The 14,074-nt window shown below is 66.0% G+C and carries 10 protein-coding genes and 1 pseudogene; 6 read left to right on the top strand and 5 right to left on the bottom strand.

Annotated features, from left to right (window positions below; genetic code table 11):
* Position 1 precedes the first annotated feature (1 nt).
* The 6 genes and pseudogenes from BRAD3257_RS25265 (at position 2) to BRAD3257_RS25240 (ending at position 8,054) form a co-directional block, all read left to right on the top strand.
* The gene (locus BRAD3257_RS25265; RefSeq protein ID WP_122404107.1) at positions 2-484 is read left to right on the top strand and encodes a cytochrome c-type biogenesis protein; all 483 of its coding nucleotides are present in this window, start codon (positions 2-4) and stop codon (positions 482-484) included.
* Positions 485-698: 214 nt separating this feature from the next.
* Positions 699-875, top strand: a pseudogene (locus tag BRAD3257_RS42000) (methyl-accepting chemotaxis protein); the annotation flags it as partial.
* 221 nt (positions 876-1,096) lie between these two features.
* Positions 1,097-2,674 (top strand): Do family serine endopeptidase, encoded by a 1,578-nt coding sequence (locus BRAD3257_RS25255; protein ID WP_122404106.1) that lies wholly within the window; start codon positions 1,097-1,099, stop codon positions 2,672-2,674.
* Between the two features lie 274 nt (positions 2,675-2,948).
* Positions 2,949-3,629, top strand: coding sequence for a response regulator transcription factor (locus tag BRAD3257_RS25250; protein WP_122406751.1), 681 nt, complete (start codon positions 2,949-2,951; stop codon positions 3,627-3,629).
* Positions 3,613-5,073, top strand: a complete 1,461-nt coding sequence (locus BRAD3257_RS25245; protein WP_122404105.1) for a sensor histidine kinase — start codon at positions 3,613-3,615, stop codon at positions 5,071-5,073. Before BRAD3257_RS25250 ends, BRAD3257_RS25245 begins: the two co-directional genes overlap by 17 nt.
* Entirely contained in the window at positions 5,070-8,054 is a 2,985-nt protein-coding gene (locus BRAD3257_RS25240) for a bifunctional [glutamine synthetase] adenylyltransferase/[glutamine synthetase]-adenylyl-L-tyrosine phosphorylase (protein ID WP_122404104.1), read from the top strand. Before BRAD3257_RS25245 ends, BRAD3257_RS25240 begins: the two co-directional genes overlap by 4 nt.
* Here BRAD3257_RS25240 and BRAD3257_RS25235 read toward each other — a convergent pair.
* Genes BRAD3257_RS25235 through BRAD3257_RS25215 form a run of 5 tightly spaced genes read right to left on the bottom strand, consistent with a single transcriptional unit; the run spans position 8,014 to position 13,979 of the window.
* Positions 8,014-8,244, bottom strand: a complete 231-nt coding sequence (locus tag BRAD3257_RS25235; RefSeq protein WP_162500359.1) for a formate dehydrogenase subunit delta — start codon at positions 8,242-8,244, stop codon at positions 8,014-8,016. The two genes, BRAD3257_RS25240 and BRAD3257_RS25235, sit on opposite strands and share 41 nt — an antisense overlap.
* Positions 8,234-9,061 (bottom strand): formate dehydrogenase accessory sulfurtransferase FdhD, encoded by an 828-nt coding sequence (gene fdhD / locus BRAD3257_RS25230; protein ID WP_122404102.1) that lies wholly within the window; start codon positions 9,059-9,061, stop codon positions 8,234-8,236. The genes BRAD3257_RS25235 and fdhD overlap by 11 nt, the downstream gene beginning before the upstream one ends.
* Before the next feature lie 4 nt (positions 9,062-9,065).
* The gene (fdhF, locus tag BRAD3257_RS25225) at positions 9,066-11,939 is read right to left on the bottom strand and encodes a formate dehydrogenase subunit alpha (protein WP_122404101.1); all 2,874 of its coding nucleotides are present in this window, start codon (positions 11,937-11,939) and stop codon (positions 9,066-9,068) included.
* Between the two features lie 10 nt (positions 11,940-11,949).
* Positions 11,950-13,506 (bottom strand): formate dehydrogenase beta subunit, encoded by a 1,557-nt coding sequence (locus BRAD3257_RS25220; protein WP_122404100.1) that lies wholly within the window; start codon positions 13,504-13,506, stop codon positions 11,950-11,952.
* Positions 13,503-13,979 (bottom strand): formate dehydrogenase subunit gamma, encoded by a 477-nt coding sequence (locus BRAD3257_RS25215; RefSeq protein ID WP_122404099.1) that lies wholly within the window; start codon positions 13,977-13,979, stop codon positions 13,503-13,505. The genes BRAD3257_RS25220 and BRAD3257_RS25215 overlap by 4 nt, the downstream gene beginning before the upstream one ends.
* Positions 13,980-14,074: the final 95 nt, after the last annotated feature.

Below are 14,074 nucleotides of genomic sequence, written 5' to 3'. Positions count from 1 at the left end.
GATGCGCCGGATGATGACCGCGCTCATCGCCTTGATGCTGCTGGCTTCACCGGCGGCCCACGCTGTCCAGCCCGACGAGATCATGTCGGACCCGGCCAAGGAATCGCGCGCGCGCGAGTTGTCGCGCGAGCTTCGCTGCATGGTCTGCCAGAACCAGTCGATCGACGATTCCGATGCGCCGCTGGCACGCGATTTGCGGCTTCTGGTGCGCGAGCGCATTGCGGCCGGCGACAGCAATTCGCAGGTGCTCGATTTCCTGGTGGCGCGCTACGGCGAGTTCGTGCTGCTGAAGCCGCGCTTCGAGCGGCAGACGCTGCTGCTGTGGCTGCTCGGGCCGGCGCTGCTGATCGGTGGCGGCTTGGCGCTGTGGCTGCAAATCCGCCGGCGTTCGCGGAGTGGTGCCGACGTACCGGCCCCGCCGCTCACGCCTGAGGAAGAAGCGCGGCTTGCAGCATTGATGTCGGACGAAGCCAGGTCGTCGTAGCTGCGCAGTGATACGTAGGCTGGCCGTCGCCCGCGTGTTTCATCCTATGCTGACCTTTGTCTGGAAGCTTGTCGCGAATTTGATTCCAGATCTGAGTCCCCCGACGTTCGCGAACAGCAATCTGACGATCCGCTTCCTGGTCGGCGCCGTTGTCGCTGCGTTATTGTTCCTGCTGGGCATCGGCGGCGGCACCGGTTTCATCGCGGTGCTCTATGATGCCGCACGCGGCACCCTCGACGTCTCCAACCATATCGTCCAGATCACCTCGACCTCCGCGGAGACCGGCCGCATGGCCACCGAGGCGCGGGATTCGGCGGTCGACCTGTCGCAGCAGGCCGAGACCTTGAAGCGCGAAATCGGCGCGTTCATCGTCAGCGTCAGGGCGAGCTGAGCGCCAAAAATCGCGCTTCCGCTTTGGTCACGGGAGCTCGATTAAGTTCCTGTAAGACCACGATTTTTGGCCTGTGCTAAACTGCCGCATCTGTCTCGTCCCTTCATTACAAAAGTTTAACCCCGCCGCCAGCGCGCGGTAAGGCGGGAATCCCCATCTTCAAGTCCGCAAGGTGCTGGGATCCGGCACCAAAAGGAATTCAAGGCCCTGGAGATTTCTGCATGACCGATCGTATCGACCTCTCGAACCTTCCGACGTACCGGCCGCCGCGCCGGTCGGTGTTTTCCGCGCGCAAGCTGGCGCTGATGGCTTCGGTCGTCGCCGGTCTCGGCGCGGCCGTCTATGGCTTCAGCCCATCGACCTCCCCGGCCGACCTGTTCTCCAGCCCGGCGCATGCGCAGGTCAACAACGAGGTCCGAAAGGTCGAGCGTCCGATCGGTTTCGCCGACATCGTCGAGCGCGTGAAGCCGTCCGTGATCTCGGTGAAGGTCAACATCAAGGAGAAGACCGCGAGCAACGATGACGGTGATGATTCCTCCTCGCCGTTCCAGCCGGGCTCGCCGATGGAGCGCTTCTTCCGCCGCTTCGGCGGTCCCGATGGTTTTCCGGGCCTGAAGGGCGGCCGCGGCCGCGTCGTGCAGGGCCAGGGCTCCGGCTTCTTCATCTCCGCTGACGGCTATGCCGTCACCAACAACCATGTGGTCGACGGCGCCGACAAGGTCGAGGTCACCACCGATGACGGCAAGACCTACACCGCCAAGGTCATCGGCACCGACCAGCGCACTGACCTCGCCCTGATCAAGGTCGAGGGTAGCTCCAACTTCCCATTCGCCAAGCTTGCCGACGGCAAGCCGCGGATCGGCGACTGGGTGCTCGCGGTCGGCAATCCCTTCGGTCTCGGCGGCACCGTGACCGCGGGCATCGTTTCGGCCAGCGGCCGCGACCTCGGCAATGGTCCCTATGACGATTTCATCCAGATCGACGCGCCCGTGAACAAGGGCAACTCCGGCGGTCCGGCCTTCAACACCGATGGTGAAGTGATGGGCGTCAACACCGCGATCTACTCGCCCTCCGGCGGCAGCGTGGGCATCGCGTTCTCGATCCCCGCCAACACGGTGAAGAGCGTCGTCGCCCAGCTCAAGGAGAAGGGCTCGGTCAGCCGCGGCTGGATCGGCGTGCAGATCCAGCCCGTGACGTCCGATATCGCCGACAGCCTCGGCATGAAGAAGGCTGAGGGCGCCCTGGTGGCGGAGCCGCAGGCGAGCGGTCCGGCCGCCAAGGCCGGCATCGAGTCCGGCGACGTGATCACCGCGGTCAACGGCGAGACCGTCAAGGACGCCCGTGAGCTTGCCCGCACCATCGGTGGCATGGCGCCCGGCGCCTCCGTGAAGCTCAACGTGCTGCACAAGGGCCAGGATAAGGTCGTGAACCTCACCCTCGGCCAGTTGCCGAACGCGGTCGAGGCCAAGGCCGATACCGATAATGACAGCGGCAAGGGTGCCAGCAAGGGCACCGACGTGCCCAAGCTCGGCATGACCGTTGCGCCCGCAAATTCCGTTGCCGGCGCCGGCAAGGAAGGCGTCGTCGTCACCGAAGTCGATCCGAAGAGCGCCGCGGCCGAGCGCGGCTTCAAGGAAGGCGATGTGATTCTCGAAGTCGGTGGCAAGAGCGTTGCCACCGCAGGCGAGGTCCGCGACGCCATCAACGCGGCGCGGACCGACAACAAGAACAGCGTCCTGATGCGCGTGAAGAGCGGCGGCCAGTCGCGCTTCGTCGCCGTGCCCATCGCCAAGGGCTGAGCCTTCAGGAGGTCTACGAGATGAAGGGCATCGCCGGCATCAGTCGCCCCCGCCGCCGGTGCCCTTCGGGGAAGCAGCGCAACGTTCGCTTCCCTCATCTACCTTCCGGTGGAATTACGCCCCCCTCCGTCGGAAGGCCTAGGGCGGTGAGGTCCCCCCAGCTTCACCGCCCGCCTTTTTCCCGCTTCGAGACTCCCCCGCTCGGCTTGCATGCGATTGCCGCTCGCGCCATGTTTAGAGAAGGTTGACCTCCTTGACCGCCGCTGAACGCACGATGCGCCTCCTCATCATCGAAGACGACCGCGAATCCGCCGACTACCTCGCCAAGGCGTTTCGCGAAGTCGGACACATTGCCGACCACGCCGCTGACGGCGAGGAAGGCCTCGCCATGGCCGAGAACGGCGACTACGACGTGCTGGTGGTCGATCGCATGCTGCCCAAGCGCGACGGCCTGTCGCTGATCGGCGCACTGCGCGACAAGGGCAACACGACGCCGGTGCTGATTCTCTCAGCGCTCGGGCAGGTCGATGACCGCATCAAGGGCCTGCGTGCCGGCGGCGACGACTATCTGCCAAAGCCCTATTCCTTCGCCGAGCTGCTGGCCCGCGTCGAAGTGCTGTCGCGCCGTCGCGGCGGCCCGGCCGAAGAGACGCTTTATCGCGTCGGCGACCTCGAGCTCGACCGGCTGTCGCATCGCGTCGCCCGCGGCAAGGACGAGCTGACCCTGCAGCCGCGCGAATTCCGCCTGCTCGAATATCTCATGAAGCATGCCGGCCAGGTGGTGACCCGCACCATGCTCTTGGAGAACGTCTGGGACTATCATTTCGATCCGCAGACCAACGTGATCGACGTGCACATCTCGCGGCTGCGCTCCAAGATCGACAAGGGCTTCGAGCGCCCGCTGCTGCACACGATCCGCGGCGCCGGATACATGATCCGTGACGGCATTCGGTAAACTCGTCCGCACCACGGCGTTCCGGCTGACGCTGGTCTATCTGCTGCTGTTCGCGATGTTCGCGGCCTCGCTGCTCGGCTATTTCGCCTGGAATACACGGCGGCTGATCACCGAGGAAATCACGCAGACGGTCAATTCCGAGACTTCGGAAATCAGCGAGATCTACGATCGCCGCGGCATGTTCAGCCTCGTGCGTACGATCGAGTATCGCGCGCTACGCCCGGGTGCCAACCTCTATCTCGTGACCACGCCGACGGGGCAGGCGATTGCCGGCAATGTCGGCTCGCTGGCGCCCGGCGTGATGGCGACGCGCGGCTGGTCGGAGACGGCCTATCGACGCCTCGAGGATGCCGATGATCGCGATCATCGCGCTTTGGTGCGCGTCACCGAATTGGAGAACGGCTTCCGGCTGCTGATCGGCCGCGACCTCGCCGAACGGCGGCGCCTGTTCGGCATCGTCGCCAAGGCAGCGCAATGGTCGATCCTGATCGTCGTCGTGCTCGGCCTCGGCGGCGGCATCTTCGTCGCACGCAGGGTGCTGAGGCGCATCGACGCGATGACCGGCACCACGCAGCGCATCATGACCGGAGATCTCAGCGAGCGCCTGCCCGTGGGGCGCAGTGGCGACGAGATCGATCGCCTCGCCGAGAACCTCAACGCCATGCTCGAGCGGATCGAGGCGCTCATGGCGGGTCTGAAGGAGGTTTCCGACAACATCGCCCATGATCTCAAGACGCCGCTGACGCGGCTGCGCAATCGCGCCGAAGAGGCGTTGGCGAGATCAGGCTGCGAGGCCGATTATCGCGCCGCGCTGGAGCGGACCATCGAGGAGTCCGACGGGCTGATCCGGACCTTCAACGCGCTTCTGATGATCGCGCGCGCAGAATCCGGACAGGCGCGCGGCAACATGGACGACTTCGATGCCGCGGAGGTTGCGGAGGGCATCCACGAGCTCTACGAGCCGCTCGCCGAGGAAGACGGCATGACCCTGAAGGTCAAATGCGAGCCGACGCCGGTTCATGCCAATCGCGAACTGATCAGCCAGGCGCTCGCCAATCTCGTCGAGAACGCGATCAAATACGGCAAGCCGGCGGCACAAGCGGCCGGAACCGTGGTCAGCATGGACGCGAGGCAAATCACGATCGAGGCGCGGCGCGAGGGCGACCGGGTGCTGCTCAGCGTGACCGATCGTGGTCCAGGCATCCCCGAAACCGATCGCAAGCACGTGGTCGAGCGATTCGTGCGGCTGGAGGCCAGCCGCACGCTGCCGGGCTCAGGTCTCGGCCTCAGCCTCGCCTCGGCGGTCGCGACGTTGCACGGTGGCGAATTGCGCTTGGGCGATGCCAATCCCGGCCTCGTCGCCACGCTCGTCGTGCCGGCGCGCGCGGGGGCCGGCGACAGGGTTGCTCCGCCGATGCAGGATGTGCCACAGAAGGTGGCATGAACCACTCCGCGCCGGGAAACGCGGACAAGCATGGTGAGAGGCTGGCCGCACGCTTCGCGGAGGCTCCCCATATTGCCGCTTCCACAACCGACGAACGACGTTTCGAAACCTGGCTGGCCGAGCTCGAGCCGGCACAATCGGCACGTCTCGAATCCCTGCTGGTTCATCCATTCGCGCGGGATATCTTGGCCGGGATCGCGGAATTCTCGCCCTATCTGTTCGATCTCGTGCGCGCCGACCCCGCGCGTCTGGTCAGGCTGCTCGAATGCGATCCCGATGTGCACCTGGCGGTGCTGATGGCGGAGGCGAGGAGCGCCGTGCTCGCGGCATCCGATGAAGCCGAGGTGATGCGCCTGCTTCGCCGCATGAAGGCGGAGGCAGCACTGCTGACCGCACTCTGCGACATCGGCGGCGTCTGGCCGGTGATGCGGGTGACGGCGGCGCTGACCGATATCGCGGTATTCTCGGTCCAGGCGGCGCTCCAGTACCTGCTGCGGCAGGAAGCCGCACGTGGCAAGCTCTCACCGCCCGACCCCGAGGCGCCCGAAAAGGGCTGCGGGCTGATCGTGCTGGCGATGGGCAAGATGGGCGCGGGCGAGCTGAACTATTCCAGCGACATCGATCTCATCGTCTTCTTCGATCCCGATGCCACGACGCTGGCGCCCGATATCGAGCCGCAGCCGTTTTTCGTGCGGGTCACACAGGGCATGGCGCGCATCCTGCAGCAGCGCACCCATGATGGTTACGTCTTCCGCGTGGACCTGCGGCTGCGCCCCGATCCGTCCTCGACGCAGGTGGCGATCTCACGGGACGCCGCGCTGAATTACTACGAACGGGAAGGGCGCACCTGGGAGCGCGCCGCCATGATCAAGGCGCGGGCCTGCGCCGGCGATCCCAGGGCGGGCGAGGCGCTTCTGGCGGAGATCGCGCCCTTTGTCTGGCGCAAGCATCTCGACTTCGCCGCGCTCGCCGACGTCCACGACATGAAGCGGCAGATGCAGACCTATCGCGGCCAGAGCGAGATCGCGGTCGAGGGCCATAACGTCAAGGTCGGGCGCGGTGGCATCCGCGAGATCGAGTTCTTCGCGCAGACCCAGCAGCTGATTGCGGGCGGCCGCCATCCGGAATTGCGGGTGCGGCCGACGCTGAGGGCGCTCGACGTGCTCGCCTCCAGCAACTGGATCACCCTTGCTGCGCGCGACGAGCTGACCACGGCTTACGAATTCCTGCGCCGGGTCGAGCATCGCCTCCAGATGATCGCCGACGAGCAGACCCACACGCTGCCCGAGGACAAGCAAGCGGTCGAGCGCTTCGCATGGTTCTTCGGCTATCCGGATCGCGAAGCCTTTGCGCGCGACCTGCTGCACCAGCTCAAGATCGTCCAGGGTCACTACGAAAAGCTCTTCGAGGGCGACGATCCGACCGGCACCGCCAAGCTGCCGGCGCTCGACTACGGTGCGGGTCCAGACGATCCGCGCCTGCTTCAGCATCTGGCGACGCTTGGCTTCAAGAAGCCCGCCGCCGTCGCGCAAACCGTGTGCGACTGGATCACCGGCGACTACCGCGTGTTCCGCGTTGAGACGACGCGAAGCGCCTTCGTCGAATTCGTGCCGGCCTTGATCGACGGCCTTGCCCATGCCGAGGATCCGGATCGCGCCGTCGTGGCGTTCGATCATTTCCTCGGGGCGCTCCAGCGCGGCGGCCGGCTGATCACGCTGCTCAGTCAGAACCGGGATCTCGTCGCGCTGGTGGCGCTGGTGCTGGGCGCGGCGCCGCGGCTCGGCGAGATGCTGGCACGGCAGCCGCAGCTCATGGATGGCCTCATCGATCCCCGCTTTTTCGGCGCGATGCCCGACAGGCTGGAATTGTCGGGCCGGCTCGCCGCGACCGTGCAGGATGCCGGCTCCTACGAGGAGTTTCTCGATCGCCTGCGCCTGTTCGGGCAGGAGAGCCTGTTCCTGATCGGCACGCGCATCCTGTCCGGCACCGTCTCGGCGCAGCAGGCGAGCACGGCCTTTGCAGACGTGGCCGAAGGCATCGTCCACACGGTGCATGGCCTCGTCGCCGATCGCTTTGCCGCCCAGCACGGCCGCATCAAGGGGCAGGAGACCGCGATCATCGCGATGGGCCGGCTCGGCAGCCGCGAAATGACGGCCTCGTCCGACCTCGACCTGATCCTGCTCTACGATTTCGACAGCGAGAACCCTGACTCGGATGGGCCGAAGTCGCTGCAAGGTGCGCACTATTTTGCCCGCTTCACCCAGCGCCTGATCAGTGCTTTCACGACGCGGACCAACTACGGCGTGCTCTACGAGATCGACATGCGGCTTCGTCCGTCGGGGCGCGCCGGCCCGGTGGCGTCGAGCCTTGCCTCCTTCGCGGATTACCAGGCCAACGAGGCCTGGACCTGGGAGCACATGGCGCTGACGCGCGCGCGCGTGGTGTCGGCTTCGCCAGAATTCCGGAAACGGATCGAGCGCGTCATCCGCGATGTCCTGACCCGCCGCCGCGACCGCGGGATCATCGCCAACGACGTCGCCGACATGCGCAGCGCGATCGGCCAGGAGAAGGGGGAGGCCGACCACTGGGATCTCAAATACGCCGCCGGCGGCATGATCGACGTCGACTTCATCGCCCAATATCTCCAACTCGTGCATGCCCACGACAAGCCGGACATTCTCGACGTCAGCACCGTGCAGGTGCTGGAAAACGCATGCAGGCTCGGCGTGCTCGCTCAATCCGAGACCGAGATCTTGCGTGCGGCGGCGCGGCTCTATCATGACCTGACGCAGATCCTGCGGCTCTGCGTCAGCGAGCGCTTCAAGCCGGAAACCGCCGGCACCGATCTCCTGCGCGTCATGGCGCGCGCCGGCGATGCGCCGGACTTCTCGTCGCTGGAGGCGCGGGTGAAGGAAACGCAGAGCGAGGTGCGGCGCGTTTTCAGGATGCTCTTAGGGACGTCGCCTGTTTCAGCGAGGTGAGGGCCTCGCGCACGTTCGGCTCCAGTCCCGCGCCGCCGGCATCGAGATGGGCGAAGATCGCGCGCTTCATCCGGGGATCCCAGAACTTCTTGATGTGCTCGGCAATGCCCGGCACGGCTTTGTCATGCCCCTGGCTCTGGAAGAACTTGCCGATCTGGTTGGCCATGTAGATCAGGCGATCAGGCGACATCGGCAACCTCCTGGGCATGGCGGGCGATGACCCGGTCACCATGCGAGAACACTTCGAACCCGTCCTGCCGGGCGATGGCGATCAGCGTGATGCCGGCAGCTTCCGCCGTGCGCACCGCGAGCGCGGTCGGCGCCGAGACGGCGACCATCACCGGCGCGCCGATCGCGGCGGTCTTCTGCACCATCTCGACCGAGACGCGGCTCGTCAGCAGCATCATGCCGCCGCGCGCATCCGTGCGGCTGCGTGCCAGGGCGCCCGCGAGCTTGTCGAGCGCGTTGTGGCGGCCGACATCCTCGCGCAGCGCAACGATGCCGCCGGCAGGGGACCAGAACGCAGCGGCGTGAACGGCGCGGGTTTGCATGTTGATCGATTGCAGCGGCGCAATGGCCTGCATCGCCGCCATGATCTGCTCCGGCGTGAAGGTCTGACCGCACGGCACGACCGCCGCGGGCCGCACGGCTTCAGCGATGGACTCGATGCCGCAGATGCCGCAGCCGGTAGGACCGGCGACGCGGCGCCGGCGCTCGCTGATGAGTACCGCATCTTCCGGTGCCAGCCACATCCTGAGCTCGATGCCGTCGTCGAGGCGAACAACCTCGAGCGATTTGATGTCGTCGACCGACTTGATGATGCCTTCGTCCAGGCTGAAGCCGACGGCGAAATCCTCCATGTTCTGCGGCGTCCCCATCATGACGGCATAGGTGCCGCCATTATAGGTCAGCGCCAGCGGCGTCTCCTCGGGGATCAGCCGCGTCCCCTCTGATGCGATGCCGTCACGCCAGATCTCGCGGTCGATGGCCTGGACCGGAACGTGCATGCCCTTACTCCGCAGCTTCGGCCGGTACGATGCGACGGGATTGCCGCGCCTGTGCGTCATAGGCCTTCTGCCAATCGGACGGGCCGTTCGAGCGCGAGACCTGCACCGCCGTGACCTTGTATTCGGGACAGTTGGTCGCCCAGTCCGAATAGTCCGTCGTGATGACGTTGGCCTGCGTGTCCGGGTGGTGGAAGGTGGTGTAGACGACGCCGGGCGCGACGCGGTCGGTGATCTCCGCGCGCAGAGTAGTCTCGCCGGCGCGGCTCTTCAGCCGCACCCAGTCGCCGTCGCGCACGCCGCGCTGCTCGGCATCGTGCGGGTGGATCTCCAGCCGATCTTCGCTGTGCCAGATAACGTTGTCGGTGCGCCTGGTCTGCGCGCCGACATTGTATTGGCTGAGGATGCGGCCCGTGGTGAGCAGCAGCGGATAGCGCGGACCGGTGCGCTCGTCCGTCGCGACATACTCGGTCACGACGAATTTGCCCTTGCCGCGGACGAAGCCGTCGATATGCATCACCGGCGTGCCCTCGGGCGCCTTCTCGTTGCAGGGCCACTGCACTGAGCCGAGCTCGTCGAGCTTGGCGTAGGAGACGCCGGCGAAGGTCGGGGTCAGCGCCGCGATCTCGTCCATGATCTCGGAGGGATGGCTGTAGTTCATCTCGAAGCCCATGGCCCTGGCAAGGCCAATGGTGACCTCCCAGTCGGCCATGCCGTTCTTCGGCGTCATCACCTTGCGCACGCGCTGGATGCGGCGCTCGGCATTGGTGAAGGTGCCGTCCTTCTCGAGGAAGCTCGAGCCGGGCAGGAAGACGTGGGCATAGTTCGCTGTCTCGTTCAGGAAGAGGTCGTGGACGATGACGCATTCCATCGCCGACAGCGCAGCGACCACGTGCGAAGTGTTCGGGTCGGACTGGAGAATGTCCTCGCCTTGCACGTAAAGGCCCATGAACGTGCCTTCGACCGCGGCATCGAACATGTTGGGGATGCGCAGGCCAGGCTCGGGGTTGAGCTTGACGTTCCACAGCGCCTCGAACTGGTCGCGCACGGCATCGCCCGATATGTGGCGATAGCCCGGCAGCTCGTGCGGGAACGAACCCATGTCGCAGGAGCCCTGCACGTTGTTCTGGCCGCGCAGCGGGTTCACGCCGACGCCGGGGCGCCCGATATTGCCGGTCGCCATCGCAAGGTTCGCGATCGCGATCACGGTGGTCGAGCCCTGGCTGTGCTCGGTGACGCCGAGACCGTAATAGATCGCGCCGTTGCCGCCGGTCGCGTAAGTGCGCGCGGCTTCGCGCAGGACCTTGGGATCGACGCCGGTGAGGATGGCGGTCGATTCCGGGCTATTCTTCGGCTGGGAGACGAAGGCGGCCCACTCCTCGAACTCGCTCCAGTCGCAGCGCTCGCGCACGAAGGCTTCGTTGACGAGGCCCTCGGTGACGATGACATGCGCCAGCGCGGTCATGACTGCGACATTGGTGCCGGGCATCAGGGGCAGGTGCAGCGCCTTCACATGCGGCGATTCCACCATCTCGGTGCGGCGCGGGTCGATCACGATCAGCTTTGCGCCCTGGCGCAGCCGCTTCTTCAGGCGGGAGGCGAAGACGGGGTGCGCGGAGGCCGGGTTGGCGCCGATGATCAGGACGACGTCGGTGTCCTCGACCGAGTCGAAGTCCTGCGTGCCGGCGGAGGTGCCGAAGGTGGTGGCGAGGCCATAGCCGGTCGGCGAGTGGCAGACGCGGGCGCAGGTGTCGACATTGTTGTTGCCGAAGCCGGCGCGGATCAGCTTCTGCACCAGATAGGTCTCTTCATTGGTGCATCGGGACGAGGTGATGCCGCCGATGGCGTCGCGGCCGTATGTCTTCTGGATGCCGCGCATCTTGGCGGCAGCAAAGGAGAACGCCTCGTCCCAGGACACTTCGCGCCAGGGATCCTCGATTCTTTCGCGGATCATCGGCTTGAGAATGCGTTCCCCGTGGTTGGTGTAGCCCCAGGCGAAACGGCCCTTGACGCAGGAATGACCGCGGTTGGCCTTGCCGTCCTTGTAGGGCACCATGCGCACCACTTCCTCGCCGCGCATTTCGGCCTTGAAGGCGCAGCCGACGCCGCAATAGGCGCAGGTGGTGACGACCGAGTGCTCGGGCTGACCGATCTCGATCACGGATTTTTCCGTCAGCGTCGCGGTCGGGCAGGCCTGCACGCAGGCGCCGCAGGAGACGCATTCGGAGCCCAGGAAGCTCTCGTTCATGCCCGGCGAAACCCGGCTTTCGAAGCCGCGGCCGGAGATGGTCAGCGCGAAGGTGCCTTGCACCTCCTCGCAGGCGCGGACGCAGCGCGAGCAGACGATGCACTTGGATGGATCATAGATGAAGTACGGATTGGACTCGTCCTTCGGCATCCAGTGGTCGTTGTCGCAGCCGTGGGTCTTGGCGAAGACGTGGTTCTCGCCCTCATAGCCGTAGCGCACGTCGCGCAGGCCCACGGCGCCCGCCATGTCCTGCAGCTCGCAATCGCCGTTGGCGCCGCAGGTGAGGCAATCGAGCGGATGATCGGAGATGTAGAGCTCCATCACGCCCTTGCGCAGCTTCTTGAGCCGCTCGGTCTGGGTGTGCACGACGAGGCCGGGCATGACGGGCGTGGTGCAGGAGGCCGGCGTGCCGGCGCGGCCTTCGATCTCGACCAGGCAGAGGCGGCAGGAGCCGAATGCATCGACCATGTCGGTGGCGCAGAGCTTTGGAATCTGGTGGCCGGCTTCCATCGCCGCGCGCATGATCGAGGTGCCCTCGGGCACCGAGATCTCCTTGCCATCGATGGTCAGCGTCACCATCGCTTCCGATTTGGAAGCCGGCGTGCCGAAGTCGATTTCCTCGATCAGAGACATCGTCGTTCTCCTATTCCGCGGCCTGAAGCGTCGTCGGCGCCGGGACAAAATCCTCCCGGAAATGCTTCAGCGCACTGAGCACGGGGTAAGGCGTGAAGCCGCCGAGTGCGCAGAGCGAGCCGAATTTCATGGTGTTGCAGAGGTCCTCGACCAGCGCGAGGTTTTCATGGACGCGCTCGCCCCGGATGATCTTCTCGATGGTCTCGACCCCACGGGTGGAGCCGATCCGGCACGGTGTGCACTTGCCGCAGGATTCGATGGCGCAGAATTCCATGGCGAAGCGCGCTTGCCTCCGCATGTCGACGCTGTCGTCGAACACGACGATGCCGCCATGGCCGATCAGGCCGTCGCGCGCGGCAAAAGCCTCATAGTCGAATGGAGTGTCGAACAGCGCGCGCGGGAAATAGGCGCCGAGCGGCCCGCCGACCTGCACGGCGCGCACGGGGCGGCCCGTGAACGTGCCGCCGCCGATGTCGTCGACGAGCTCGCCGAGCGTCACCCCGAAGGCGGTCTCGAACAGGCCACCGTAGCGGATGTTGCCGGCGAGCTGGATCGGCATCGTCCCGCGCGAGCGGCCCATGCCGAAATCCGCATAGGCCTTGGCGCCCTCGGCGAGGATGAAGGGGACGGCCGCGAACGACAGCACGTTGTTGATCACGGTCGGCTTGCCGAACAGGCCGTGATGCGCCGGCAGCGGCGGCTTGGCGCGCACGATGCCGCGGCGGCCTTCCAGGCTCTCCAGCAGCGAGGTCTCCTCGCCGCAGACATAGGCGCCGGCGCCGACGCGCACCTCGAGATCGAAGGCTTGCTTCGAGCCGCCGATGTCGGTGCCGAGATAGCCGCCGCGCCTGGCCGCCGCGATTGCGGCGTTCATCGCCTCGACCGCGTGCGGATATTCGCTGCGGATGTAGATGTAGCCCTTGGTCGCGCCGACGGTGAGGCCGGCGATGGTCATGCCCTCGATCACCAGGAAGGGATCGCCTTCCATGATCATGCGGTCGGCAAAGGTGCCGCTGTCGCCTTCGTCGGCGTTGCAGACGATGAACTTGCGGTCGGCCTTGGCTTGCGCGACCGTCTTCCACTTGATCCCGGTCGGAAAGCCCGCGCCGCCGCGGCCGCGCAAGCCCGATGCGGTGACTTCGTTCAGGATCGCATCAGGTCCGAGCGAGAGTGCGCGCTCAAAACCCTTGTAGCCGCCATGGGCGCGGTAGTCGTCGAGCGAGCGCGGGTCGATGACGCCGCAGCGGGCGAAGGTGAGGCGGGTCTGGCGCTTCAGCCAGGGAATCTCCTCGGTCGCGCCCAGCCGCAAGAGATGCGGTGCGTTGCTGGCGAGCGCATCGAGCAGCGAGGGCACGTCGGTCTCGGTGACAGGACCGAAGGCGATGCGGCCCTGGGGCGTCGCGACCTCGACCAGCGGCTCCAGCCAGTACATCCCGCGCGAGCCGGTTCTGATGATCTCGATCGCCACGCCACGCTTGGCGGCGGCCTGCTCCAGCGCCAGGGCGACCTCGTCGGCGCCGACGGCGACCGCGCCGGCGTCGCGTGAGACGTAGAGGCGCATGCTCATCGCTGCGCCTCCGCAACCAGCGCATCGAGGCGCTTCTGGTCGAGCCGGCCGATGAGGCGGCCATCGAGCATCGCGGATGGCGCAGTCGCGCACAGGCCGAGGCAGTAGATCGGCTCCAGCGTGACGCGATCGTCAGCCGTCGTGTTGCCGAGCGAGACGCCAAGCTTCGCCTCGGCCCGCGCAGCCAGCGCATCGCCGCCCGCGGCCTGACAGGCTTCGGCGCGGCACAGCTTCAGCACATGGCGGCCGGCCGGCTTGTGGCGGAAATCATGATAGAACGTGAAGACGCCATGGACTTCGGCGCGCGACAGATTGAGCGCCTGCGCAACCATGGGGATGGCGGCCTCCGGCACATAGCCGAATGCCTCCTGTAGCGCATGCAGGATGACCAGCGTCGCACCCTCTTGATCGGCATGTTCGGCGATGATTTCGGCGCCGCGCGTCTCGTTCCAAGGCTCAAAAATCGCTGTCATTCTTCGTTCTCAACCTGAGCGTTCCATCGGCGCAAACTAGTTGGAATCGTTCGAAGATCAATAAAGCTGTCCCGTGCTGCGATTGCGAATTCGGA

This window comes from Bradyrhizobium vignae (assembly GCF_900324035.1).
Taxonomy (GTDB): Bacteria; Pseudomonadota; Alphaproteobacteria; order Rhizobiales; family Xanthobacteraceae; genus Bradyrhizobium; species Bradyrhizobium vignae.
The sequence above is the reverse complement of the archived record's forward strand: the minus strand, read 5'-3'. Positions and strand labels throughout refer to the sequence as shown.

Coding starts and splice junctions, on each gene's coding strand:
- BRAD3257_RS25265 (WP_122404107.1), top strand. CDS start 2: ATGCGCCGGATGATGACCGCGCTCATCGCCTTGATGCTGCTGGCTTCA.
- BRAD3257_RS25255 (WP_122404106.1), top strand. CDS start 1,097: ATGACCGATCGTATCGACCTCTCGAACCTTCCGACGTACCGGCCGCCG.
- BRAD3257_RS25250 (WP_122406751.1), top strand. CDS start 2,949: ATGCGCCTCCTCATCATCGAAGACGACCGCGAATCCGCCGACTACCTC.
- BRAD3257_RS25240 (WP_122404104.1), top strand. CDS start 5,070: ATGAACCACTCCGCGCCGGGAAACGCGGACAAGCATGGTGAGAGGCTG.
- BRAD3257_RS25235 (WP_162500359.1), bottom strand. CDS start 8,244: ATGTCGCCTGATCGCCTGATCTACATGGCCAACCAGATCGGCAAGTTC.
- fdhD (WP_122404102.1), bottom strand. CDS start 9,061: ATGCACGTTCCGGTCCAGGCCATCGACCGCGAGATCTGGCGTGACGGC.
- fdhF (WP_122404101.1), bottom strand. CDS start 11,939: ATGTCTCTGATCGAGGAAATCGACTTCGGCACGCCGGCTTCCAAATCG.
- BRAD3257_RS25220 (WP_122404100.1), bottom strand. CDS start 13,506: ATGAGCATGCGCCTCTACGTCTCACGCGACGCCGGCGCGGTCGCCGTC.
- BRAD3257_RS25215 (WP_122404099.1), bottom strand. CDS start 13,979: ATGACAGCGATTTTTGAGCCTTGGAACGAGACGCGCGGCGCCGAAATC.